Origin of the sequence: Paenibacillus sp. PAMC21692 (assembly GCF_014303795.1) — a bacterium.
Taxonomy (GTDB): Bacteria; Bacillota; Bacilli; order Paenibacillales; family Paenibacillaceae; genus Pristimantibacillus; species Pristimantibacillus agaridevorans.
In genome coordinates this window covers 4,256,746-4,280,936 of record NZ_CP060293.1, presented here as the reverse complement: position 1 = coordinate 4,280,936, position 24,191 = coordinate 4,256,746, and the positions used below count along the sequence as shown (strand labels likewise).

At 51.0% G+C, this 24,191-nt stretch carries 17 protein-coding genes; 4 read left to right on the top strand and 13 right to left on the bottom strand.

Going from position 1 to position 24,191, the window contains the following annotated elements:
- Positions 1–34: 34 nt before the first annotated feature.
- The 6 genes from H7F31_RS16725 to H7F31_RS16705 form a co-directional block, all read right to left on the bottom strand.
- Positions 35–3,979 (bottom strand): OmpL47-type beta-barrel domain-containing protein, encoded by a 3,945-nt coding sequence (locus H7F31_RS16725; protein ID WP_261800453.1) that lies wholly within the window; start codon positions 3,977–3,979, stop codon positions 35–37.
- 35 nt (positions 3,980–4,014) lie between these two features.
- Positions 4,015–4,551: a hypothetical protein gene (locus tag H7F31_RS34205; protein ID WP_261800452.1), complete on the bottom strand. Its 537-nt coding sequence runs from the start codon at positions 4,549–4,551 to the stop codon at positions 4,015–4,017.
- Between the two features lie 61 nt (positions 4,552–4,612).
- Positions 4,613–5,482, bottom strand: a complete 870-nt coding sequence (locus H7F31_RS16720; RefSeq protein WP_187105127.1) for a carbohydrate ABC transporter permease — start codon at positions 5,480–5,482, stop codon at positions 4,613–4,615.
- 19 nt (positions 5,483–5,501) lie between these two features.
- A complete protein-coding gene (locus H7F31_RS16715) occupies positions 5,502–6,401 on the bottom strand; it encodes an ABC transporter permease (protein WP_187105126.1) in 900 nt (299 codons plus the stop codon).
- 93 nt (positions 6,402–6,494) lie between these two features.
- A complete protein-coding gene (locus H7F31_RS16710) occupies positions 6,495–8,078 on the bottom strand; it encodes an extracellular solute-binding protein (RefSeq protein ID WP_187105125.1) in 1,584 nt (527 codons plus the stop codon).
- A 449-nt stretch (positions 8,079–8,527) separates the two neighbouring features.
- Positions 8,528–9,661, bottom strand: a complete 1,134-nt coding sequence (locus H7F31_RS16705; RefSeq protein WP_261800526.1) for an RNA-guided endonuclease InsQ/TnpB family protein — start codon at positions 9,659–9,661, stop codon at positions 8,528–8,530.
- Between the two features lie 325 nt (positions 9,662–9,986).
- Here H7F31_RS16705 and H7F31_RS16700 point away from each other — a divergent pair, with 325 nt between their 5' ends.
- Positions 9,987–12,323 carry a helix-turn-helix domain-containing protein gene (locus H7F31_RS16700; protein WP_187105123.1) on the top strand — a complete coding sequence of 779 codons (2,337 nt, stop codon included), beginning with the start codon at positions 9,987–9,989 and terminating at the stop codon, positions 12,321–12,323.
- Between the two features lie 106 nt (positions 12,324–12,429).
- Positions 12,430–12,729, top strand: a complete 300-nt coding sequence (locus H7F31_RS16695) for a hypothetical protein (protein WP_087568749.1) — start codon at positions 12,430–12,432, stop codon at positions 12,727–12,729.
- Positions 12,730–12,879: 150 nt separating this feature from the next.
- Here the strand turns inward: H7F31_RS16695 and H7F31_RS16690 are convergent, their stop codons facing one another.
- The 7 genes from H7F31_RS16690 to H7F31_RS16660 form a co-directional block, all read right to left on the bottom strand.
- Positions 12,880–15,144, bottom strand: a complete 2,265-nt coding sequence (locus H7F31_RS16690; protein ID WP_187105122.1) for a helix-turn-helix domain-containing protein — start codon at positions 15,142–15,144, stop codon at positions 12,880–12,882.
- A gap of 91 nt (positions 15,145–15,235) precedes the next feature.
- A complete protein-coding gene (locus H7F31_RS16685) occupies positions 15,236–16,744 on the bottom strand; it encodes an extracellular solute-binding protein (RefSeq protein ID WP_187105121.1) in 1,509 nt (502 codons plus the stop codon).
- A gap of 36 nt (positions 16,745–16,780) precedes the next feature.
- Positions 16,781–17,662: a carbohydrate ABC transporter permease gene (locus tag H7F31_RS16680; protein WP_087568752.1), complete on the bottom strand. Its 882-nt coding sequence runs from the start codon at positions 17,660–17,662 to the stop codon at positions 16,781–16,783.
- A gap of 19 nt (positions 17,663–17,681) precedes the next feature.
- Positions 17,682–18,623 carry an ABC transporter permease gene (locus H7F31_RS16675; RefSeq protein WP_261800525.1) on the bottom strand — a complete coding sequence of 314 codons (942 nt, stop codon included), beginning with the start codon at positions 18,621–18,623 and terminating at the stop codon, positions 17,682–17,684.
- Positions 18,624–19,296: 673 nt separating this feature from the next.
- Positions 19,297–19,611 carry a hypothetical protein gene (locus H7F31_RS16670; RefSeq protein ID WP_187105119.1) on the bottom strand — a complete coding sequence of 105 codons (315 nt, stop codon included), beginning with the start codon at positions 19,609–19,611 and terminating at the stop codon, positions 19,297–19,299.
- 426 nt (positions 19,612–20,037) lie between these two features.
- Positions 20,038–21,105: a hypothetical protein gene (locus H7F31_RS16665; protein ID WP_187105118.1), complete on the bottom strand. Its 1,068-nt coding sequence runs from the start codon at positions 21,103–21,105 to the stop codon at positions 20,038–20,040.
- A 569-nt stretch (positions 21,106–21,674) separates the two neighbouring features.
- Complete coding sequence (locus tag H7F31_RS16660) at positions 21,675–22,445, bottom strand: SDR family NAD(P)-dependent oxidoreductase (RefSeq protein ID WP_187105117.1); 771 nt, start codon at positions 22,443–22,445, stop codon at positions 21,675–21,677.
- 182 nt (positions 22,446–22,627) lie between these two features.
- Between H7F31_RS16660 and H7F31_RS16655 the strand changes: the two genes are divergently transcribed.
- Both H7F31_RS16655 and H7F31_RS16650 read left to right on the top strand, forming a co-directional pair.
- Entirely contained in the window at positions 22,628–23,236 is a 609-nt protein-coding gene (locus H7F31_RS16655; RefSeq protein WP_187105116.1) for a TetR/AcrR family transcriptional regulator, read from the top strand.
- A 2-nt stretch (positions 23,237–23,238) separates the two neighbouring features.
- A complete protein-coding gene (locus H7F31_RS16650) occupies positions 23,239–24,147 on the top strand; it encodes an aldo/keto reductase (RefSeq protein WP_187105115.1) in 909 nt (302 codons plus the stop codon).
- The last annotated feature ends 44 nt before the right edge of the window (positions 24,148–24,191 follow it).

Sequence of the window (24,191 nt, the reverse complement as noted above, 5' to 3'; positions counted from 1 at the left end):
ATTTGCTTCGATTAATCCACTCTCTTCTATGCGCCTAATGCATTTCCTGCAGAATTGCATTGGCATCCCGCAGCAGATACGCGGCTGCTTCCGGCGTGATGTGATTGCCGCTCTGGGCTTCGACTTGATTGATAAAAGCTTGCAGTTGCCCATGCTCCAGCTTCTTAGATAACGCGTTCGCTATGCCGTGATTATCGACCCACCCCATGCTGCGGAACAAGGAGACTAGCAATCCCAGCTGCTCCAGGTCCGTAGTCGTCGAGAAGGTGATCATGCTCTCTGCCGCGTGACCGGCAAAGTCGATTCCCGACACGACAAGCGTATGGCTCCCAAGCGGAAGCGTGTAGAGCGGAATTGATACGTTCTGCTGAAGCCGCTCGCCGTTCAGCGACGCAGACAGATTTGCTAACGCGACGCCGGACGCCGCATCTTCCGCAGACCAGGATATCGTAAGCGTCCCCGCATTCCCGTATGACTGCCCGGTTACTCCCGTTACCGCAATAGACGGTGCCGTAGTATCTACTTTAAACGTTACGGTTCCCGCTTCTTCTTGATTTCCCATCCCATCTATAGACCGATAGAGGATAGAATATATCCCGTCTTGATCGAAGGTCAACATGCCTTGATAAGGCTGCCAGGTCGTGCCGCCGTCCAGACTGTATTCCGTGGCCGCAACCCCTGCGCTTGCATCGGCAGCTTGAAGCGCAAGCGTCACCGGCGTCTTGTACCAGCCTTCCGCCCCATCAGGCTGGGCCGGCGTCAATGCGGCCGATGTTTCCGGAGCGATCCGGTCGATCAGCGTAAACGTTACGTCGTCGAACCACATTTCGTCGAAGCCGCCTACGTAGAAGCCTACCACTCCCGACGGATGATGGTTCGGATCGCTGCCGCTCAGCTTCAGCTCGCCGTCGACATATACTCGTATGCTGGCTCCGTCAACAATCATACGAACCTGATACGTCTTTCCTGGCTCCAGATCCTCATGCGGCACATCGCTGGTCCCAAGCACCTTCCAGGCGGGATCGTACAGTATCCATTGCGACGTGCCGTCCGCTAGCTTGCGATATCCTACTTTGCCGGACGTGCCGGAAGCGGAGCGATCATAAATATAAAATGTTCCATTCGATGGCGTCGAAACCGGCATCTTAAGCTTGAAAGTCAAATCGTAGGATGTGAAGAGCTTCGGATGGAGCGCGTTCGCGCCTTTTACAATACGATACTTTTTGTTGCCATCCACCGTGACAACGCTTCGGTTGGGGTCAACCGGCCAGCCATTCGCTCCGGAATCGAAATCCGTGAAGTGCAAAATGTCCGATACCATAACCAGAATGGATGCCGAAGCCGCCGGGTTGGCGACTGACGTCGCGATAATGGTCGTCTCCCCCTTTGCCAAAGCAGTTATCTTGCCATTTTCATCCACTGCCGCAATGGCCGGGTTCGACGATTGCCATGTCAGACCGCGTTCGGCCGCATCGGAAGGATCGAACACAACAGGCAGCGTCAACTCTTCGTCAACAACCATATTAAGGCTGCTTCGATCGAAAAGGATACCGGCCACGTCCGTCGTCGCAACCTTGAACTTGATATCATCGAACAACAGATAATCGAAGCCCCCCGCGTAGAAGCCCACTTGGCCGGAAGCATTGAAGGTCGCATCAGTCGCTTTGAGCTTTAGCGCGCCGTCCCGATAGACGCTGATTTCCCCGCCTTTGACGATAATCTTGATCTCGTAGACGGTGTTCGGCTGCAAATCGGCGGTCGGAAGCACGTTCTGCTTCACCGTCCCCCATGCCCCGTTATATAGGATCCACGAGGATGTCCCGTCGGCGAACTTCCGGTAGCCGATCCGGCCGCCGCTGCCGCTTTTGTTTAGCCGGTCGAACACGTAGAAGGTGGCAAGCCCGGGAATGACCGGCGGCGTCTGGAGCTTGAAGGTCAGCTCGTAATTGCCGTAGTCGTTTTCATTTAACGCCGTCGCGCCTTTCAGCAGCTTATACATATGATTGCCGCCGTCCGTCTCCACGATGCTCCTGTTGGGATCGCTCGGCCAGCTGTTCCTGCCGTTCTCGAAGGTCGTGAAGTCCATAATGCCATCGCCGACTTCTACCGTAACGACAACGGTATCCAGCAGCAGCGGGTTGTCGGCCGAAGTTGCCGTCACGGTCGCGGTGCCCAGATTGACGCCCTTCAGCTTGCCGGCTGCATCCACCTTTACGACGGTCGGATCGCTGGATTCGTAGATCAGCCCGCTATTGGTAGCGTTCCATGGAAGCACGGCTCCATACAACGAATGCGACTTGCCGATCCCGATCGTCACGCTGTCGTCGTACAGTACGACATCCTCGACCGGTATATCGTCAGGCGACAGATACGTTCCGGCTTTGCCAACGATGCCCATCTCCCCGAATGGAATGTTCGGGAATCCCGGGAGCTGACTGAACACGGCCGCGTCTGCCTTCAGATTCAGATCTCCTCCGGCAAGATTGACGAAGCCCGGATCCTGCGTCGTCACCCAATTGTTATCGTATTGGACGAGATTCAGGTTGTCGTGCGCGCCGTTCGCGTTCGTTAAGCTGCTCCTCGTCTTCGTCGGATTGTAGATGACGTTGCTCTGGAATGTATTCGTGTCGGGATAATAACGATTCTCCGTAAAGAAATCCGCAAGCTCGGGGTATTTGGCCAAATGCGGCATGTCGACGAAGTTGTTGTACCGGTCGAACAACGCGTTCCACGGCCCCATGTAGTTCTTCGGAATTTGTTTCTCCGGCGCGTCGCCGAGATACAAATCGGCATATTCGTAAGGCACTTTGGCGTCGATAAAGAGATTGTTCTGCGTCTTGATGTGGGCGCCGCCGTTGTTAAGAATAGCGGAGTTGCCCATCCGGTAAAAAATATTTTCCTCGATCGTAATGCCCATCGTAAAGTTGTCCGGGTAGACGCCTTGCACGCCGGCTTTGCCCTCCCCGATGTGGTGGAAGTAATTCCGCCTAATGACGGACCCCCTCTCCTGCGGCGCGGCTCCCAGGTTCATATAGATCGCCCCGAGATCGGAAAACGTTTTGCACACGTCGTATATATTGTTGTATTCCACGGTATGGTCGTTGCCGAAGATGAGAATGCCCGGATGAGGAGCGTCGTGGATCTCGCTGTGGGAGACGCGGTTACCGGCGCCGGTCAGAATGACCGCGGGGTTGTATGCTTTGTGGTAGTAGGCGAAGTCATGGATGTGGCTGTTTTCGACGACATTGTTGCCTGGCTCCAGGGTGAGTCGGTCGCCGCCGTTTAATATGACGCCCGTGCCGCCGACGTGGCGGATGTGCGTATTCACGACGGCATGATTTTTGCCTGTCGCTGTCGCGAAGTCGTTGTACAGCCAGCGGCTTTGCGTATTGATGCGGACGCCGCCTTCGGTAAAGTTGCGAATCTCGCAATGGATGATCCGGACGTTGCTGCCGCCCATAATGACCGCTGCGGAATCCCGGCCATTCTCCAAAATGAGATCCTCGAAGTTGATGTACGACGCGTTAACCGTATTGATCATCGGCGTTTTCAGCATCGTTACCGTAAGCTCTGGCGAAGTCTTGGCCTGGAAAGCCGCCGTCGGCATAAAATACAAAATGCCCGTGCTTCGGTCGATATAATATTCGCCGGGCATATCGATCTCTTCCAGCAGGTTTTGAGCAAAGTGGAAGTCCGGGTACCAGTTCTTGAACAAACCGCTCATCTCGCCGTAAGCAAGCGTAATCGTTGTGTTTGTCGCGTCGATGGATGCAATTCGGTTGTACGACCACTCCCAGCTATAGCCGAAGATGCCGTCCAGCCAAATATCGTCCGCCCCTGTCCACAGATCCGGCCGCTCGTATGTATATTGGAACGTGCCGCCTCTCGTCTGGAGATCGGGGTCGCGGCGCATCGGTCCGGGATCAATGATATTGCCCATCTGCACCGTACCGGCATTTGGCCATCTCGCCAGCGTCATGCCCTCCCCTTCTACGTACAGCTCCATGGGAGGCGTCAAACGTCATTGGCCAGATAATAGCCGTGCCGGCTCATTAGGCCGTAGTCCGTAATGCCGTGCGCCGACAGATCCACCTGCAGCACCTTGCTCCTGGCTTCAGTGCTGATGATGCGTCCCAACACCTCTTCGTTCGTTACCGGCGTGAACCAGCTCTTTTGCAAAGAACTGCCACCGGTCAGGCGCACCGACTCCCCGGGGTAAGCTTTGTACGTAATCGGTTTGTCCGCAGTCCCCGAATCTGCTTGCTCAAGCAGAAACGTGCCCGTCCGATTGTAGCTCCCTCCGCGCAAATACACGGTCACGCCGCCATCCGGCAGTCCAGAGCCTTGCTTCAATGCCCGAATCGCGTCCCTCGCCTTCTCCAACGTGAGGAACGGCTCCGCCTCCGTCCCCGCATTGAAATCGCTTCCATCTGTCGATACATAAAAGGCGGCTCCCGTTTCTTCCAGCTCATTGGCCGTGGCAGCCATCATCGGGAAACAACTCGCCATAACAAAGATAGCCAGCAAAATCAGCATCGTTTTTCTTCTCATTAATTACGCCTCCCTATCAATCGTATCCGAGGGGAACCGCAGGGGCTCCCGCTCTCGGTTTCTAGCCTTTTACCGATCCGATCATCGTCCCCTTTTCGAAGTATTTCAACAGGAACGGATAAAGGACGAGCACCGGCAAGGAGCATACGATAACGGACGCCATCTTTAAACTTTCCGGAGCTGGCGGCGTCAAATTCGTTGCCGTAGTGAACGGATCCAGCTTGTTCTCGATCAAAATTTGCCTGACGACCTGCTGCAGCACGAACTTGGTCTGATCGGTGACATACAGCAGATTATCCATGAACGCGTTAATATGATGCACGAGCGACCAGAGTCCGATCGTCACCATGACGGGAGCGGACAACGGCAGCACGATGCGGAACAGAATACGCATATCCCGCGCTCCGTCGATCTTCGCCGCTTCGATCAGCGCATCCGGGATGGAGCGGAAGAAGCTCAGCATGACGAGCACCTGGAAGGCGCTGGCCGCCGACGGCAGTACGTACACCCACAATGAATTCAATAGATGCAATTCTTTCATTAACAGATAATTAGGCACAATGCCGCCGTCAAAAATCATCGTAAAGAGCAGCAGCAACACGAGCATTCGCTTCATCGGAAAGTCGGGACGGGACAGCGGATAGGCGGCGCAAATCGTAACGAGCAGCGTCAGTAACGTGCCAACCGCCATCCGGAACAACGTATTGCCGTAGCCCGACCAGATAAAGGGATAATCCAGCAATTCCTTGTAAGCCCGCCATTCGAAGTCGCGCGGATAGAAGTGAAAGCCGCTGCGCAGCGCTTCGCCCCGTCCGCTAAAGGATACCGCGATCACGTGAATAAAGGGATACACGACGACCAGCGCAAGCGCGGACAACGCGGCATAGATGAGAATGGGACCGATGCGGTCCTGCCATTTGGATGAAATCATGATGCTGCACCTCCCGCTTCTACCATAATCCGTTCTCCCCCTTGCTCAGCTTTCGAATAGTCAGATTTGCGCCGAGAATAAGCAGCAATCCAACCAGCGACTTGAACAAGCCGATTGCCGCCGTATAGCTGTACTGGAATTGCTGTAGTCCGACCCGATAGACATACGTATCGATGACGTCGCCCGTATCGACCACAACAGGATTCAGCAAGTTAATGATCTGCTCGAAGTTCGCGCTCAGAAAGCCGCCGAGGCTTAAAATGAACATAATCGCGATCGTTGGCATGATGGACGGAATGTTGATCTTCCATATCCGCTGCCAGCGGTTCGCGCCGTCGATGACGGCCGACTCCTGCAGCTCGGGATTAATGCCCGCGAGCGCCGCGAAATAAATAATGGAGCCCCAGCCCAGATCCTTCAGGATGGCGGAAACGACGACTATAGGGCGGAAATATTCCTTCTTGCCCATATAGAAGACGGGTTCTTGACCGAACCAGCTTGCGATCTCGGCAACGACGCCCGAGGTCGGCGACAAGAAATAAATGACGAGCCCCGACATAATGACCCACGACACGAAGTGGGGCAAATACATCGTCGTCTGGATGAACCGCTGAAAGTAGCGCGATCTCACCTCGTTTAACATCAGCGCCAGCACGATCGGCGCCGGAAACGCAAAGAGAAGCAGATACAAATTGAGCAGCAGCGTATTTTTGAGCAGACGATAGAAGTCGCTGTTCTGAAACAGCTCGGCGAAGTGATGAAACCCTACCCATGGGCTCCCCCATATGCCTTCCACAACGCGGAAATCCTTGAAAGCGATCAACACGCCGTAGAGCGGGCCGTACTTGAATACGAAAAAAAATGCGAAGGCGAACAGAAACAACGCGAACAGCTCGCCGTGTTTACGTATGGTTTTCATGCTCCACTTCCTTGATGGCCGGACCTTCGGCTCCGCAGAACTTACCTATAGAGGTTGTTTAAGCGCTTTCGCTGCGGAGCCGTAAATCCAGGTTTATTTTTGGAATTGCGCCTTGTACATCTCGTTTGCTTCTTTGGTCAGCTCATCGCCGCCTCTCGCCTTCCACTCCGCCACGAACTTGTCAAAGTCCTCCAGCGGAATTTCGCCGCTGATGATTTGGGCGAAATACTTCTGCATAAGTGACGTAAGATCGGCCTTATATTTACCATCCGACGGCAGCGCGGAGAAAAGCAGAGCATCCGTCAGATTCGGCGCGGAGGAATACGTTTTAATAGCTTCGTTAAGCGCCGGGTTGGAATACTTCTCGCGATACGCCTGCGTCGTAATATTGCCCATCGAGAACAGGCGGACGCCGTCTTGGTCGCGCGCTTCCTGCTTCTCGAAGCCTGTCAGAAATTTGGTCGCTCCCGAGGTCGCGCCGGCTGCCGCGAAGTCCCAGTGAACGCCCTTTTCTCCGAGCGTCGTCATATTGATCGTTTCTTCGTCGCTGCTTTGGTCGCGAAGAATTTCGAACAGCTTCTCCAGCTTCTCCGGCTGCTCTTGCACCTTGTTGCCGAAGACGATGAAGTTACTTTTTACGCCCCAATCCCAGGAGCCGTGTCCGCCAGGACCGACGGGATTCTTGGCGAATACAAGCTCCGAGTCCGGATTCAGGGATTTCATCTCCGTCACCGTGCCGGATTCCGGCAACGCGCCTTTGGCAATCTGTTCTTCGATGACGCCGATTCGGCCGTTATAAAGCTTCTTGCGATAAGAGTCCTGCGTATCGGTAATAAATTCAGGGTCGATAACGCCGTCCGCGAACCATTGACGCAGCTTCGCGAGCGCTTCCTTTGTCTCGGGCGCAACGGAGCCGTTGATAATCTCGCCATTTTTCTCATGCCACATCGTCGGTTCTACGCCGAATGCGCCAAAGAGGGAATAGAAGCCGGATGACCAGGTGGATGTTGCCGTACCTGTCAGACCATACGTATCCTTTTTGTTGTTGCCGTCCGGATCGTCTTGCGCAAAAGCGTATACGGCTTTCTCGAATTCCTCGAGCGTCTCCGGCGTCTTTGTGATGCCGACTTTGTCCAGCCAATCTTTGCGCCATAACATCGCCAGATCATAAGGCTTGAGATCAATGAACATGGGAATGGCCCATAATTGCTCATCGAATGTTACCGTCTGGAACAGCTTGGCGTTTTTTTCGATATCCGCCGAATACTCCGGCATTTTCTCCTTAAGCATGGCAGGATCGATGCTCGACAGCACGCCTTGATTCTGGTAGGCCGACACGTTAGCGGGATCTCCCAACATAAAGATGTCAGGCACTTCTCCGGAAGCGATGCTGGCGTCGGTCACCTTGACCGGCTTGATCTTGACGTTATATTTCTCTTCCAGCCACTTCTCGACCTTCGTATTCTCAACTACGCCTGCCGCCTGGAAGTGAATGCCCCATGTAATCTCGATCGGTTCCGCCGGTTTCTCTGTTTCGCTGGGAGTTGCGCTTGCATTAGCGTTCGGTTTCTCGCTTGCTTTTGTATTCGTATTGTTCGAATTAGCGCTGCAACCGGCAAGCAAGCCAGCCGCCACGGTCGCCGCCAGAATGGCAGCGGTTGCTTTCTTATGTTTCATGAGCATGAAGATTCTCCCCTTCATATGTCGGTTGTGGACCCGCATCCTGCTTGTGGCACCCGGCCGGGTTATGGGAGCGGTTACAACAATTACGATAGACTTCTCCGGCAAAAGACACAATCCTCTCTTTCGATTCTTTTTATGTTTTTGGCTTTTTGCCCTCATTTTGCCCGTTTATGTTATTCGATTTTTTGTATGTTTTTCGCTATATGCCTTGCCCCGTCTCGCCTCTGTGATATAATCCCTCTAATGAACCTCCCCCACATACGCTTACAGGTTGAAGTGGGGGCTTCTTACCATCAACAACTTCGATACAACGCTGTAGAAGCGGGTTTACCACTCCTACTCCATACCTTCTAGCATTTGTATGGGTGTCATCGAAAGTGGTCTAAGTAAGCAACATGTGCTCTTTGCACATGGGGCGGAACAGCCCATCTACTACTTCTTGCTTACGCAATCCGTAGATACTTGACTTGTGCGTCCACATCGAAATGGACCATCTTGTCATATAGAGCTTTACTGAGAATATTCCTCGCTCCATGAATATCCCGATGCTCCTTGTACCCGCAGGCACATCGGTAATTTCTCGAAGAAACTTTGTTTCTCTTCGTACAGACTGGACAAGTCTGACTCGTATAGGATTCGTCTATGCTGTGGAGCTGGATTCCTTGCTGCTCCAGCTTGTAGGTCAAATACTGTTTCACTTTACCGAAAGACCAGTTCGACAATCGCTGTGCTTGTTTACGGTTGACACGGTTTTTCTTGCGCGTATTTCGCTGGACGCCTTCGACATTTCCCATATGGACATCGGAGACCGACTGCTGGACACACCAATCTACAAATAGCTTCGTGGTCTTGTGCAAGGCATCTCTCAGCTGTTTTTCGGACTTGCTGAGGATATATCGTTTGGCTTTCTGGTACTTTCTCCACTGCCGTGAGCCCTTTTTGCATTTAGACTGCAGCCGCTGAATGTCCGCCAACTTTTTGTTGCGTAAACGATGAATAGAGCGCACCTTGCGTCCTGTGATCATTAAGCTTTCCCCATCCTCGCAGAAAGCGGATAGTGTGTGAATTTCACCCGGATCAACCCCGGCCATCTGTTTCTTCTCGTAATGTTTGCTCTCGAACCCGTCTTCATAGGAAACTGCCAGATATAACTCGTTGTCATAACAAAGCTCAATTTCTTTGATCTGTCCATAAGGAAGCCCGGCCGTATGGATCACGATAGGCTCCTCTCTCTTTCCATGGTGATTTCCCATAGAAAGGAAGAGGGTTCCGTTTTCGGTTACCTTGAATCCATCTTTCGCCCATTTTGTATTGTAATGTTTCTTGTTCTTATACGGATACCGTGCCGTTTTCACTCCTCGCTGTACCGATTGATTAGCGGAATCCCGGGCAAACAGGTATTTATGGCAAACCGACTGGATCGACTGACTATGCAAGTGAAATCTACCCTTGGTTTGCTTTTGGAGTTCTGATCGTGTGATCCATTTCCCATGTGTCGTGTAATGTTCCTTAGATAATTGCAAGCATTCGTTCCACACTCGCGCCGATTCCCGGTTGCATGCAAATAATCGGTCCATATTCCTTTTGGATGCCTGAAAATGTACGATTTGAGCTAGTATCATTGCACCACCTCCATCGAACTTATCTATTTACTCGCAACTCCATTTTACCACACATATGTTCGCATAAAAAGAAAGTGGTGGGAACTACATTCGTATAAGACAGGCCATTCATCTCACTGCCTAATCGCTCACTATCGCGAGTACGTTCGCTTAGAGGCGGGAGAATTCTTGCCTTAAAACGTTAAAGGTTGTCCATAGGGTACGCTTTTGATCACTAAGTATATCATGGTGCCAAATTAAATTTGTAAGCGCAAACATATAGATAAGGGGGCCATTCAAGATGCTTAAGAACGTTTCTCTCAGACATAATACGATGTTCGTCAAGCTGCTGCTGTCCTTGACCGCCATAGCGGTCGTCACTGTCGTGCTCATCTCCACGGTGACCTACCATATATCCGTCGACAACAACGTGCAGAATGCCATCTCTTACAACAGCTCCATCCTGGCGCAGCAGCAGCAGTTGATTCATAAGGAATTGACCGCCATCAAATACGCTGCAGCCGGGATGATCGCAACCCAGTCCTATCTGTACCAGACAAAGACGAATAATCAACTGACGGTCGGATCGCTAATCGATCTGTCCAGCTTTGTCGTACAGCAGAAATCGATGAGTCCTTACGTAGATTCCGTTTATCTTTATTACGATCCGATCAGCTTGGTCCTTACTTCGCGTAACGAGATCAAAACATCGCCGATCGACACGTTTGCGGATCGTTCCTGGCTGGATGCTTGGAAGCAGCCTACGGCAAACCGAACGCTTTGGCTGTCGGGCCGCGAAAACGGCTTTAACGCCGAGAGTCCCGCTTCCAGCTTGCTGCAGAAGATGCCGCTAATCGGCCCTGTAAACGGGGCGATCGTCGTCAATCTGAAGCTGGATCTGCTATTCGACGACTATTTGAGCCATTACCATAACAAAAAAGGCACGACGCTCGTCCTGGGACCGAACTCCGAGCTATTGTATTCCGATGCGGATGGCGATACGGGGGAATCTCTGCTTCGCAGTATCGACCTGACTCAGTTAACAAGAGGCAGCGACTCCTATATCGACAAAGAATCGGACCGAATCGTCTCGTATACAACTTCGGAGCTGACCGGCTGGCGCTTTGTCGATATGACCGAGCGGTCGGCCCTGCTGCATGGCATGAATCGAATTAAAATCATCGTCTTTTTTGTCTCCATCGTCTACCTGACGGCCGCAATCGCCCTTTCCTACTACATGTCGCGACGTCTGTACCGTCCTCTGCAAAGCGTCATCTCCTATATTGGAAGCGCGGAGCCCGATTCGAAGCAGCTTGCGAGCTTCGGTCAGCAAAATACTCGCGATGAAGCCGGCTTCATCCGCCATCGGTTCGACCAGATTGTTCGGAGCTGGGAGACGCTCATGACGGAGAAGCGTCAAGTCGATACGCTGCTCACGGACAATCGGACCGCTATTAAGGAGAAATATTTAAACGATTTGCTTCAAGGAGGAGGGGCGGACGAGGCTGCAGCGCTGCTAGGGCTCCGGCTGGACTGGCGACGTTTCGCCGTATTGACGCTGGAGTTGGAAGAAACGCCTCATTTGAGCGGACCTGACGCCCTCTTCCAGTTCCACCTGTTCCGTTATGGCATGATGGAAGAGCTTGCCGCAAGTATCGACGGCGAAATATTTGCAAGAGACGATAAGCGCACGGTCATTCTGCTGTCCGTTCCGTCTGACGGAGATACTTATCCGGTGGAACAAGCGAACAAACTAAAGAGTTCGTTGCAAGAAAGCTTCGGCGTAACGGTATCCATCGGCGTCAGCCGGGTATACTCCGGCGAATCCGAGGCTCGAGTCGCGTACGAGGAAACATTGGAGGCGCTGCATCTAAAGATGTACATCGGCAAGGGCGAAGTGTTGCCTTACAGTATTGTCGGGGATTGGAAGACGAAGGACGAAATCTACTATTATCCTTACGAGTTGGAGGCGAAGCTGCAGCAGTCACTGCTTCAGACGGACAAAGCAGCCAGCTTCGAGGCGATTCGCCAGATTACCCGCACCGCGATCGACAAAAAGCTGAGCAAGGCGAACATTCAGCAATTATATTTTCAAATGAGCGGCGAGCTTGTCAAGACGTTGATCCAGACGCGGGGCGATATGGCGGCCGTATTTGGAGAGCGGCCCGCATATGCGGATGCGCTCGCCCGCGCGGAGACGCTCCCGGATATGGAAGCCTGCCTGCTTGATATGTGTCAGCGCATTATCGACTATCATAAGGAGAAGCGCTCCCGCATGTCGGACGTCACGCTTCAGCTTGCCACCAAATATATGGATGCCAATTATAACAATAATATATCCGTGGATACTGTGGCCGAACACGTGCAGCGAAGCTCCTCCTATCTCAGCCGCGTCTTTAAGGAAGCGACGGGGATGACCGTCGGGGATTATCTGATCCAGCTTCGGATTAAACGAGCTACGGAGCTATTGGAGAGCCAACAGCACTCCATCGAAGAGATTTGCGGAGAGATCGGATATGCCAATGTCAGCTATTTCAACAAAATATTCAAAACGCGAACGGGACTGACGCCCGGGCAATACCGCCAGCGACACTCGACGGACAAACGGCTTGCCGGCGGCAACGATGAGACCAATTAAAGCGGATTTCATTCTCCTGTGATATGCGTCACAGCAATTTGTGTTATAGTGGTCTAGAGTAGATATATACTTAGATAACAGGACAGGATGGAAAGGATGGTTTCGCATGCGCGAATGTTTGTTTTACTTTAAGTTCATTCAGGATGGGCAAACCAAAGAATACCGTACCGTCGCGATGGTTCCCGACGGCAAGACGCCGGACATCTCCGACTTCATACACTCGTTCAAGCAGCTCGGCTATACGGTTGAACTGGAGAACGAACGTGAATTGATCTTCCATTCGCTGGGCGGCGACAAGCCGTATAAGCTGGACATAACGAAGATTGAGCTCAAAGGTCAAGAGCACGAGGACGTCGCGCACGACGGCGAGCTTCGCGCGATTTTGAATCACCTTATTAAGCATTGACGGTTTGTTGCCGCAGTTTTACCAAGAAGACATCGATCCTCGAATTTTCGGATCGATGTCTTCTTTCGTTTTACATAAACGCAATCACTTCTGCTGGTGATTGGTAAATTCGAATGCATGAGCTTAGACAGCATTGGTACGAATACAGCGCTAGCCTTCCTCCCGGTATTGTCCCGGCGTCATCCCCGCATACTTCCGGAAGGAGCGTATAAAGTTGGCCGAGTTGTTGTATTGCAGCCTCTCTGCGATCTCGGCGATCTTCATGTCGGATTCCTTCAGCCACTTCCGTGCCATGTCCATCCGGTGCTGGGCAAGATAGTCGCTGAAATTAATGCCTGTCTCCTGCCGGAACACGCGGCTAACGTAGTGCGGATGGTAGTTGATGCGCGAAGCGCATTCCTCCAACGTCAGAACGGAATCATATTCCAGCTTGATCATGTCGATGACGGCTTCGGAGATCATCTTGAATTGATGATCCCTTCGTTCGCTAAGCTCTTGCAGATAAGGAAAGACGAAAAGCGACCAGAACCATTGCTCCATCTCCCCCACGTTCCGCAGCTTGAACAACGACTGAATCAAGGAGGCTTCGTTCTCCGTGATTCGATCCGGCGGAATCGAGAGCTCCTGTCCGAATTTCAGCAAATCGATGAGCAGCCTGAGCAAGGAGAGCTGATAGTCTCTATGCTGGGATTGCGGCTGGAAAAGCTCCTCCAGAAACATAATCAGCGCCGCCCGCGACTGTTCTTCGTTACCGGAACGAATGGCATCCAGCAGCGCCATCTCGCCTGCGCTTGGGAACAGATGCGGACTGCTCTTCTGCGGCTGCACGTCCTCGATAAACAGAATGGATTCTTCCCCGAGTCCTACCCTGTACTTTAAGGCAGCCATCGCATCGTGAAGAGCCTGCGGAGTTTCGCGAAAACTTCCAAATGAGCGGCTGATGCCGATGCTCGCCTTAATATCCAGATATTGAGAGATCGCCTTCTGAATTTCGTCGCACAGACTGAACACCCACTCCTTAAATGCCGCGCCTTCCTGCCAGGCTCCCAATAGCGTTACTTGATAATCGCCTTGCACAAGAGGTTCCAGCCTCTGCTCCGCCAATACAAGCTCGCCGACGATATTGTTGATCGCGAACATCAGCAGATCGCGGTTGCCCTCCTCATATCTTGTATTCGTCAACGTATCGATATGAATCGCGAACACGCACATGGAAGGCCATGGCTTCTCGAGTCCGTACAGGCTTAATTTCTCCTCGAAGTCCGATGCATGGATTGTACCGGAGAACAGCTTCTGCGCAAAAAATTCCTTCAACTGAGATTGCTGCCCTTTAAGCTCATTCATAATCAAGGATTGATTGCGAATCAAATAATCTACCCGTTCTCCAATAACTTGCAGTTCGCCGCTTCGCGATGCACTAACGTCAGGCGAAGGGAAACTTGTCAGCGCGGAATACAGATTGCGGATCGGACCGTACATTCTTCGTGATCCAAACCAGGCCACGATCAGCGTAAGCAGTAGAATGCCCAAGCTTACAAGCAACGTAATCCAGCCGATAATCGCGTTCTGCCGACTCGCCTCCTCATTCGAGGATACGGAAACGTAGCTCCAGCCATTGTACGATGATCTGCGGAAGGTAACCGTGACGGCTTCGCCGTTCCGCTTGTCAGGGTACTGTCCCGATAACGCTTCCGATTCGGCGAATGTTGCCAGGTAAGAACGGGTTGGCATGCCCTCTTCCTCCGGATCGTCTGCGCGATGCACGATGGATGCGCCTTCTCGATCCAGGATGAACGCAGCTCCGTGCTGGCTCGTCAAAAACATATCCTTCATCGTGTCCGTAGATAGCACCACGCAGATGATCCCGGTGGGATTGACGGAGTTGAAGGGATACTTTTTCACGAAATAAACCGCATCGCGCGTACCGCTTAGCGACTCGTCTGTTTGCCTGCTCCAGAAGGAACCCCCTTCGTATTGGGAGAAAGCCTCCAGTTGAGGCTTGAACTCCGGTACGCTGTATTCGCCAACTCCGTCGCTGGATACGATCCACTTCTTTTTCAAGCTGTACAGATACACGTCTTGAATGCCCAGCTCGTAAGTCTGTATGCGCGAGATGCCTTGATACAATTCATGCACCAACTCAAAATCCGCGTTCGTGATCTCGTTATCGAAGGCTCGGGTAACGACGGAAGACTGCAGCAGTTGGGTCGCCGAATTATCGATCGTCTTAAGCGTCTGCTCCGCCCGCATCTGCATTTGCTGCAACAGTTGCTTGTTGCCTTCGTTCACCTTGTCCTGCACGGTCTGCGAGGCATTGTAGTAAGCAAAAATGCCCAACGAGATGACAGGCAACGTGCCGATGAAGATGGTTAGCAGCAAGAGCCTCAGTAAGAATGATGATGACCGTAACTTCATAGTGCCTCCCGTTCGACGTTCCCTCAAAGTCCTTCAAGTGTACCTGATAACCGCACATATCGCCATGCTTTGGAGGGCAAATCGCTCTTGTTTACCCGTTCAGCTTCGCATATTGATCATTTATCTCCTCAATGACCTTGGCGCCGCCGCTCTTCGACCATTGCTCTACGGCAGCGTTCCATTCGCTCTCGCCGAAGGAGCCCATAATAAATTTAACGGTGGCATCGGCAATGATTTTCGAGATTTCCTTGCCCTTTTCCACTTCCGTATCGGAGATAAACGGCGCGGCCGGGTTCGGCACGGCGATCGTGGCGTTGTCCTGGAACAGCTTCGTGCTGAGCTGCTCCAGCTCGGAGCCGTAGTTAACGACTTGATCCTGCAAAATCATGAATTGGTTGCCGTCGGTAATTTCCGCTCTGGCCTTAGGATCCTCGATCGCCTTGTAGGACTCGTTTTCTATCGTAAACTGCTTGCCTTCGATGCCGTATTTCATCATGTTCTGGATATCTCCCTCGGATACACGGTCGAAGTAAGTTAAAATTCGCGCAAGCTCCCCTTCCGTCTTAACGCTCGTCTTCGGAATCATGTACATCCCCAGGTAGCCTACTCCGGCGCGTGTACGTTCTCCCTCCGGACCAGCGATTCGATTGATCAAATCGATTTCCGCTCCCGGTACAACCTTTTTAATATTATCCTCGATGCCCTTGCCGTCCAGCATATTGTCGATCCACAGACCCGCTTGCCCTTTATACATGACCGCCCGACCGTCTTGCACGATGGCGAAATCCTGATTGATCAGCTTCTCGTCGTACAGCTTCTTGTAGAACTTCATCGTCTCCATATAAGCTTCCGTCATATGTGCAGGTACCAGCTTGCCGTCCCGGAGCTCCCATTCGTTAGGACCGCCCATGTAGGTCAAAATGTCCTTGAAGCCGGCGATATTATTTCCTTGCATGCCTACCGCAAGACCGATCGTGTCGGCTTTGCCGTTTTTGTCCGGATCTTCGGTTGCAAAGGCTTTCAGAACGGCATACAGCTCATCTAAGCTCTTAGGAGCTTCTTTCCCCACATTCGAGAGCCAATCTTTGCGGATCATAAGGCCGAAACGAGCCAAATCCCGTTCGCGGAACAGTCCGTAAACTTTGCCGTCGATCGAAATATTGTTGAGTACGAGCTCCGACATTTTGCTTAAATTCGGGTAGTCCTTCAAATATGGTCCCAGCTCCCAAAACATGCCCGATCGCGCGGCATTGACGATAAAAGATGCCTTAGGCTCCAGCGCGACGAATGTTTTAGGCAATTCGCCGGATGCGACGGTCGCGCTGAGTTTATCCGTGTACGTTGAGGACGGCACCCAGGAAACCGACAGCTTCGTGCCCGTCAGCTCCTCCAGCTTCTTAAGGACAGAGCTGTCGGCGGGCATCTGCTCCGCATTGTATGTCGGCAGCATCATGGATAGCTGAAACGGTTCTTTGCTAGCTTCCTGGCCGGAACCTCCCTGAGGCGCATTGCTTTCTTTCTCCGCGCAGGCAGTCGCCATCAAAGCAACGACCGTTAGTAGCGCTCCCGCTTTAATCCAGTTTGTTTTTTTGAACTTCATGTGAAATCCTCCCTTTTCCATACGTTTATTATATCTTCAACCCTTGACCGAACCCAATAGTACCCCTTTGGCGAAATGCTTTTGCAGAAACGGGTAAACAAGCAGGATCGGCAGAGTAGAGACAACGATGACGGCCATCTTGACAGCTTGGTCCGGCGGAGCAACATAATCGGCTTCCATGGCAGAAGAGTCTCCGATGCCTCCGGAAGCCAAAATGACGATCTGCCTTAACAACACTTGAATCGGCCATTTTGTATTGTCGTTAATGTAGAGAACGGCATTAAAAAACGTATTCCAATGCCCCACCGCATAAAAAAGCGAAAACGTCGCAATAGCGGGCATCGACAGCGGCAGCACGATTCTCAGGAAAATGCCCAGATCGTTGCAGCCGTCAATTTTGGCGGATTCCTCCAGACCGTCAGGCAACTGCTGAAAAAAATTACGAATGATGATCAGGTTAAAGGCGCTGATCGCGCCGGGAATCAAAAGCGACCAGTACGTGTCGATCATGCCCAGATCTCTGACAACGAGGAAGGTCGGAATCATCCCGCCGCTGAACAGCATCGTGAACACGACCATCATCAGGATCGGCTTGCGAAAATCCATGTCTTTACGAGCTAACGGATAGGCCATCAAGCAGGTAAACAGGAGATTGATCAACGTGCCTGTGACGGTAATGAACACGGTGACGAACAGACTTCTGACAAGGGTCTGGGTCGAAAAAATATATTTGTACGCATCCAGGCTGAATTCCGTCGGGAACAGAATAAAACCTCTGAGCAGCAGTTCCTTCTGCGTCGCAAACGATCCTGCAAGGACGTAAATGAACGGCAGCACGGTAATTAACGCAAAACCCAGCAATAGCGTGGCGTTAACTCCATCGAAAAGCCGGCTTCCCCAGCTTTGTTTGAGCGGCATGGCATGTGCTCCTCCTTTTTTAGTAAATGCCTTCTTCTCCAAATTTTTTGGCAAGACGATTGGCGGCGACGACCAGGAACAAACCTACGATCGACTTGAACAGACCGACAGCGGTACTGTAGCTGTACTGACCTTGGCTGATTCCGACGGAATAAACATAGGTATCGAAAACTTCCCCCACTTCCCGGTTCATCGCATTCAGCATAAGGAAAATCTGCTCGAAGCCCGTATCGAGAAAATGTCCAAGACGGAGAATGAGCAAAATGACGATGGTGCTGCGAATGGCCGGAAGCGTAATATGCCACATCTGGCGAAGACGGTTAGCTCCGTCCATGCGCGCCGCTTCATACAGTTGAGGATCGACGCCGGACAGCGCGGCCAGAAAAATAATCGTGCCCCAGCCCGTTTCCTTCCACATGACCTCGGCTGTCACCATAAAACGGAACCAATCGTTGCTGATCAGGAAGTTGATCTTCTCTCCTCCGAACCTGGCGATAAGCTCGTTGACGATTCCTCCTTCCGTCGTGAAGAACATGTAGGCGATGCCGACGACGACGACCCAGGACATAAAGTGGGGAATGTACACGAGCGTCTGCACGGTCCGTTTCACGAATTCTTGCTTGAGCTCGTTGAGCATGAGCGCAATAATGATGGGCAGAGGAAAGAAAAAAAGGATGTTGTACGTCGCCAGTATTAACGTATTGCGGAATAACACTAGAAAGTTGGGATCGCCGAACAGCCGCTCGAAGTGCTTAAAACCTACGAACGGACTGTCCCAGAAGCCCAGAAACGGTTGATAATCTTTAAACGAAATGAAGATGCCGTACATGGGCCAATACTTGAATATAAGAAAATACAATAACCCGGGGAGAACCATCATATAGAGCCACCGGTTCCGCAGCAGCCTGCCCTTCGCGCCAGAAGCCCATGATCTGCTCGCGGTGGGAGAATGCTGTTCCATTTTGATCTGCATGACTTGATCTTCCTTTCGTTCCCTTCTTGCCTCGAGTCGGCGTCAGGGATGGATTCGCAAGTCCAGCATAAGCGGGGATTCATGTTGCAGTCGATAGTCCTGGATTGATCGAATGGGTCAGAAAGGCTGAATTGGCGCGGTTTCGCGCCCGATTGTCATCAGTTGCGATCGTTGTCTTGAGTTGCGTAACGGGCGTTAGGGGGGACAAACGGGCTCTTGAATTGCAATATGGGGTCGGAGGGCGGCTAAGGGACGATTTCTAAACGTTCCGAGCGTGGGATGCAGACGAGAAGGCGTCGGAACGAAGGGGAAATAGTGCGACATAGTCCGCCGTATTCGGTTGAGACATACTGGGCTTGTCCCGCAAGCACATTTGGATGACGAGTGATATAAATTGTGCGGATCATGATCTAGAGCGGCATATTATAGTGGATTTCTCCGCTATAATTGTCGTTCCAGACTTGCGCGGGGACTTTATGGGGGATTTCTCTACTATAATTATCGCTCCAGACTTGTGGAGGGAATTTATGGAGGATTTCTCCACTATAATTATCGCTCCAGACTTGTGCGGGGGACTTTATGGGGGATTTCTCCACTATAAATTGAAACTGATTTGGCGAGGTCGGTATTATGTACTTTTTATGTGGGAACCAAACGTTTATTACTGATTCAGTTGCTCGGATTGATACGATCTGCCGCAATTTGAACAATGCATTTCATAGGTTCTTTTATATTTTTTGGCGTGGGTAGAAGTATTCATGATGCTGGACCATCCTTCGCCTTTATACTCGTCTTTTGCTATTCTTTTTAATCTATTGTTGCATGACTTGCAGTAATGTTTCTTCAAGTAGTAATCCATTAGCTGTTTAAAGGTCAGTTCGATTTCATAATGCCTGCTATTTCCGAATCGGGCCAGTAGCAGGCCGGCAATTATGATGATCGCCACCAGAATCAGAATGGGTAGAAGTTCTCCCAATATTTTACCTCCTTTAATCTGATGTATGATGTAGTCCAGTAATCGACACCATTTTTATGCCGTTCATCCTGAAAAACCGCTTAAATCTACGCATTTCATTAACCATGATTTGATTGGAATTTGCAAACTCTACTTCGCAGTATACTTTGTCTACAAATGGGAAAAGATTTTTGAAGATTATATTCCTATTCTTCATTCCAAGCCTCTCTACACAAAATTTCTGCACAAAAAGTGCGAGCAGTGTCTTGGCATATTCAGAATTCCATTGCGTAGTTTCTAGCGGATAAAAGAAATCAAAATCATTTTTGACTTCCTCCCATAACAAATCCGTGCCATTGCGATGCTTCGTATCTCTCCTGGTGAAAACCGCTTTTAAGAAGGACATGCTCGCCCTCAATATACATTTGAATAGTATACTTCATGTAATCAAGACTCCCCTGTTTGCCTTGTAAAATGATCTAACTCGATTTGATGTTCTATTTTCATTTCAAACCGATCCTTTAAGTGATAATATCGATTCAACAATTCATCCTCATCCTCTAAGTTATTCGAAATAAGTCCTATTACGGAGTCGTCATGATCGTCCTTGCTCCAGCCGAATAGGTCCAAATAAATGTCAGCAGTTTTTTCATTATTGTTTATCGAAAAACGTATGGGTTGTTGCTGATGATGATTGGACAGCTTGCATGCCAACAATTCGGCTAAAACTTCTAAACGGTATCTGAGTTCATCTCTCGAAAAAACTTCACTTTGTTTCATTTTGACGTCTTGAATAAGTTCCCTGAACGTTAATTCAACATGTTGCATAGCAACATAAGACCACTTGAGCGTCCCCGTTCCCGTTCCGTGCGCTTCCCAATTTGGATTCCACAAAATGTCTTTGATTATGTCTTTCTGATCCGAGCCGAACAATGCAATGCCTAAAATAATTCCAGCATTACAGTCAGTTGAAGCGCTTGTGTTGCCCCATTCGAATAAACTCCGAACAATGCTGCTGCTTGAAACTTTAAAACTCAATGCCGGCACGAACTCCTGAAACAGGTTTTTACTGTAGGAACTTTCGATTAGGTCTTTGATCTTGGTCTGTGTTTCGTGATCATTACAAGGCAAATGCAACAATCCCAAACAGGCGTCCTTAGCTATATGCCAATTATCCGAATGCATATACAAAACCAGAGACTCCGTAACGCTCTCGTATCCGAGATATCCTAGAACATGCAAAATCTCGTTGGGCATGTCTTCTAATAATTCCCCCTGATAAAAGCAGTCATCAAATATACGTTGTGCTAAACGCTGATCCCCATGCTTCATGATCGGTTGTAAAAGCAACACTCTATTGTAATCCAAGGGGTCCTCCATAAATAAATCAAAAAGGTTAACGGCATCCGCTAGTCCGCCATATTTACAAATTACGTTGGTGTGTGCAGAAACAATACTCGAATCTGGATTCACCGTTTCAAATAAATCGATGAGTGTTTGCGTGGCTGGAATCAAAATAAAATGCCTCCTTTTAAGCCCTTTAATAAATCGCCTATCGCCGATCAAATAACAATCATCTCTAAAATGAATATATCACCCCATTCCTCCCATGCATACAAAAAAGCACGAGCTTTCGCATGTGTCGGTATCTCTTCTTGACCCGCCTAATCAAACGCTGAAGTTGTAACGGACATCAGGAGCACTATTTATAGAATTTTAAACGTTTTTGTATTTTAAAGGACATGAGCGACTTTATTTGCAGCGCTGGAGCAGTTTCCCCTGACCTTTTGGCAAATTAGAGGCTCTGATGTCCGTTAGAGTTCGGAAAATCAACGAAACGATCAAATAACGTCGCTGATGTCCGTTACGTTAGGCACACAGCACAACAGAACACAGCAGAGCACAACGTAGCGCAACAGTGTACAACAGAACACAACAGAACACAGCACAAGCCCCTTCCTTACAGTTGCAGCACTATAATCCGCCACTCCTCCTATGTCTCAATCCCCTCAAAAACGCGAAAAAGCCCCCAGTTGGAGAAACTCCAACCGGAGGCTTTTGCCTGCTTGCGTAAAAATCGCTAGTTAGCGCGAAGTATATCCCGCGTCCGCGTGAATCGTGGTGCCCGTCACGTACGACGAAGCGTCCGAAGCCAGCCACAGGCTAGCTTGGGCGATCTCGGTCGGCTGACCGAAGCGGTTCAGCAGGCTTAGCTGCGGCGCGTACTCTTCCTCGGTGAAGCCGAATTGCTCCAGCGCCCCGCGCAGCATCGGCGTGTCAATAGCTCCCGGGGCGACGTTGTTGACGCGGATGTTGTACTTGCCGTTCTCCATCGCGGCTACCTTCGTCATGCCGACGACTCCGTGCTTCGCCGCGACATAAGCGATGTTGTTCGGCTGCGGGCGGAAGCCGCTGACGGACGAAATATTAATAATGGAGCCACCGTTTCCTTGTTTTAACATTTGCTGAAGCTCGTATTTCATGCAAAGCGCCGTTCCCGTCAGATCGACCGCGATGAGACGATCCCAATACGCTTCGTCGAATTCCGCAGCCGGCTTGTCGTCAGGCGTTAGCGCGGCATTGTTCACCGCAACGTCCAGCTTGCCGTAAGTTTCGACCGCAAATGCCACCATCGCTTTCACTTGATCGCCTTTCGATATATCGACCTTCACGAAAGCAGCTTCCCCGCCAGATGACTTGATTGAATCGGCAACCGCGCGTCCCTTCTCTTCATTAAAGTCCGCGATGACAACTTTGGCTTTCGCTTCCGCGAACAGTCTCGCCGTCGCTTCTCCCATCCCCATGGCCGCGCCTGTTACGATCGCTACTTTGCCTTCCAATACCGGAAATGTCATATACATAACCTCCAAGGTCTAAGATGTATGTGCTTATCATTCAACTTTATTAACAAAGCCATTCATCTTCAATCCGCAGATTCTGCGAGTTGTACGTTAATGTACAGATCGGACGAACTTGTATACCGGATGTTGCATTGCCCTCTTCGTTCTACGATACTTAGTAGGAGAGGTGATACAAAGTGTCCGACACCATCGACAAACGGATCGTTAGATCCAAGGAGGCGCTCAAGGAAACGTTTCTGCAGTTGCTCCGGCAGAAGCCTTTCCATCAAATCGCGGTTACGGAGCTCGTCAGGGAAGCCCGCTACAATAGAGGAACCTTCTATGCCAATTTCGAAACCAAAGAAAATCTGCTGAACGAGATGCTGCGGGAAACGCTGGACGAAATGATCTCTCAAATCCGTCATCCCTATAAATCCAGCGAGAAAGTCAACATGAAGTTGCTTCCCACCGGCGACATCACGCTGTTTAATTATTTGAAGGACAATGCCGACTTGTACAAGCTGCTCTTGAGCGACCATATTCAGGTGGATTTCCGCTATCGGATGGCTCAGGCGATCGAACGATTGTTTATTGAAGAATACGAATATGAGTTGGACGAAGATACCCGGGTCGACATCAAGTGGCTATACGTCTATCGCGCTCATGGCATTGCGGGGTTGATCATTCGGTGGATCGAAGACGACTTCCCTTCCTCTCCGGTCTACATGGCGGAGCAGATCGTGGAACTGATGACGATGTCGACCGAGGTATTTCATGTGAAAACTAACTCTCAAGGAGGACGATAACAATGAAACAGAATCGACTCGGGTCATCGGACCTGTTGGTCAGCGAGATCGGACTTGGCTGCATGTCTCTCGGAACGGACGAGAAGCAGGCAACGGCTATTATAGACGAGGCGATCGAGCTCGGCATCAACTTCCTGGACACGGCCGACCTCTACGATTCCGGAAGAAACGAAGAGATTGTCGGAAAGGCGATCAAGAACCGCCGTTCGGAAGTCATTGTGGGAACAAAAGTCGGCAATCGCCGGGAGCCCGGCAAGGACGGCTGGACCTGGGATGCTTCCAAAGCCTACATCCTCACGGCGGTCAAAGACAGTCTACGTAGACTTGGCACAGACTATATCGATCTGTATCAGCTTCATGGCGGGACCATCGACGATCCCATCGGCGAAACGATCGAAGCGTTCGAGGAGTTGAAGCAAGCGGGCCTTATTCGCCATTATGGCATCTCATCCATACGACCTAACGTCATAAGAGAATATGCCTCGCGCTCCGGCATTGTCAGCTTGATGAGCCAGTATAGCCTGCTGGATCGACGTCCGGAGGAAACGACGCTGCCGCTGCTCGCGGACAGAGGAATCAGCTTGATCGCGCGCGGCCCGCTTGCAAGCGGCATTCTCACGGACAATGGCAGCACGAAGGCGGAGCGCGGCTATCTGGACTATTCGCCGGAGGAATTGGCCGGGGTTCGCGAAACGCTGCTCGGACTGACCAACGAAGAAAGAACGCTGGGGCAAACGGCGATTCGTTATGCGCTCTCCGATCCCTCTGTCGCTGTCGCACTGACAGGCGCCAGCAGCGCCCACCAGCTTCGCCTCAATGTAACCGCGGCGGCCTGCCAACCATTAAACGATGCGGAGCTAAAAGCGCTGCGATCGGCGACGAAGCCGAATACGTACCGCGATCATCGTTAAAACGGAATACATCCGCTTCTATAACCGCAATGCAGCGATAGTTT